This is a genomic window from Stenotrophomonas sp. 2YAF22 (genome assembly GCF_052114665.1).
GTDB classification, from domain to species: Bacteria; Pseudomonadota; Gammaproteobacteria; order Xanthomonadales; family Xanthomonadaceae; genus Stenotrophomonas; species Stenotrophomonas indicatrix.
The window spans coordinates 1-1,607 of record NZ_JBFRFE010000790.1 but is presented as its reverse complement, the minus strand read 5'-3'; the positions used below and the strand labels follow the sequence as shown (position 1 = coordinate 1,607).

The following is a 1,607-nucleotide window of genomic DNA, read 5'->3' as shown; positions in this document are numbered from 1 at the left end:
TCCCACGCCCAAGGCTGTTGACTCGCTCATGCGTCTCGACCTGCCGGCCGACGTGAACATCGAAATCAAGCTGTAGGGAGGTGCTGAGAGACTATGACCGCAACCCGTAACGTAAAGGGCCTGCTGGGCACGAAGCTCGGCATGACCCAGGTCTGGGACGAGAACAACAAGCTCATCCCCGTCACTGTGGTCCAGGCTGACTCAAACGTCATCACCCAGCTGCGCAACGCAGAGACTGATGGCTACGTCGCCGTTCAGATCGGCTACGGCCAGATCGACCCCCGCAAGGTCACCAAGCCGCTGGCTGGTCACTTTGAAAAGGCAGGCGTCACGCCTCGCCGCCACGTCGTAGAACTGCGCACTGCAGATGCTGACTCTTACGAGCTGGGCCAGGAGCTCTCCGTTGAGCTCTTCGAAGCCGGCCAGAAGATCGACGTCGTTGGCACCACCAAGGGTAAGGGCTTCGCCGGTGTTATGAAGCGTCACGGCTTCCACGGCGTTGGAGCTTCCCACGGTGCCCACAAGAACCACCGTAAGCCCGGTTCAATCGGTGGCGCATCCACCCCGAGCCGCGTCTTCAAGGGCATGAAAATGGCCGGCCGCATGGGCGCCGTTCGTCACACCACGCTGAACCTCACGGTCCACGCGGTTGACGTCGAGAAGTCGCTGCTCCTGATCAAGGGTGCCGTCCCCGGCGCCCGCGGCCAGGTCGTACTCGTACGCACCGCCGTGAAGGGAGCCTAGTTCAATGACTAGCACTGTCAAGGTTGACCTGCCCGCAGAGATCTTCGACGTACAGACCAACGTGCCGCTGCTGCACCAGGTCGTCGTTGCACAGCTCGCTGCTGCTCGCCAGGGTACCCACAAGACCAAGACCCGCGCCGAGGTTTCCGGTGCAGGTCGCAAGCCGTTCAAGCAGAAGGGCACCGGCCGCGCCCGTCAGGGTTCAATCCGTGCTCCTCACATGACCGGTGGTGGCGTTGTCCACGGCCCGACGCCGCGTGACTACAGCCAGCGCACCCCCAAGAAGATGATTGCTGCTGCACTGCGCGGCGCACTCTCTGACCGCGCCCGTAACGGCCGCATCCACGTCATCGCTGAACTGGTCGCCGGCACCAAGCCGTCCGCCCGTGAAGCACTGGCAACGCTGCGTGGCGTCTCCGAGCGCAAGAACCTGCTCGTTGTCATCGACCGCGCCAACGATGTTGCTGCACTCTCCGTGCGCAACCTCCAGGATGTTCACGTTCTGTACGCAGACCAGCTGAACACCTACGACGTGCTCGTTTCTGACGACGTAGTCTTCACCAAGGCTGCCTACGAAGCATTCGTTGCTGACAAGGCTGCAAAGAACGAGGAGGATGCCAAGTGAGCGCAGCCACCATCAAAGACCCGCGCGACGTCGTGCTTGCACCCGTCGTCTCGGAAAAGAGCTACGGCCTGATCGACGAGGGCAAGTACACCTTCCTGGTGGACCCCCGCTCGAACAAGACCGAGATCAAGCTGGCCGTGGAGAAGATTTTCTCCGTCAAGGTCGAATCGATCAACACCATCAACCGTGCCGGTAAGCGCAAGCGCACCAAATTCGGATGGGGTACCCGCAAGAACAC

3 protein-coding genes are annotated in these 1,607 nt (G+C 61.6%); all 3 read left to right on the top strand.

What is annotated here, in order from left to right; translation table 11 throughout:
• The first annotated feature begins 93 nt into the window (after positions 1–93).
• Entirely contained in the window at positions 94–744 is a 651-nt protein-coding gene (gene rplC, locus AB4Y84_RS21155; protein WP_003803812.1) for a 50S ribosomal protein L3, read from the top strand.
• A gap of 4 nt (positions 745–748) precedes the next feature.
• A complete protein-coding gene (rplD, locus tag AB4Y84_RS21150) occupies positions 749–1,369 on the top strand; it encodes a 50S ribosomal protein L4 (protein ID WP_442250875.1) in 621 nt (206 codons plus the stop codon).
• The coding region (gene rplW / locus AB4Y84_RS21145; RefSeq protein WP_442250874.1) for a 50S ribosomal protein L23 at positions 1,366–1,607 on the top strand (242 nt) is incomplete at its 3' end. The genes rplD and rplW, both read left to right, overlap by 4 nt.

Bases quoted from the DNA above. Each gene is read 5' to 3' on its own strand.
- rplC (WP_003803812.1), top strand. From the start codon at position 94: ATGACCGCAACCCGTAACGTAAAGGGCCTGCTGGGCACGAAGCTCGGC.
- rplD (WP_442250875.1), top strand. From the start codon at position 749: ATGACTAGCACTGTCAAGGTTGACCTGCCCGCAGAGATCTTCGACGTA.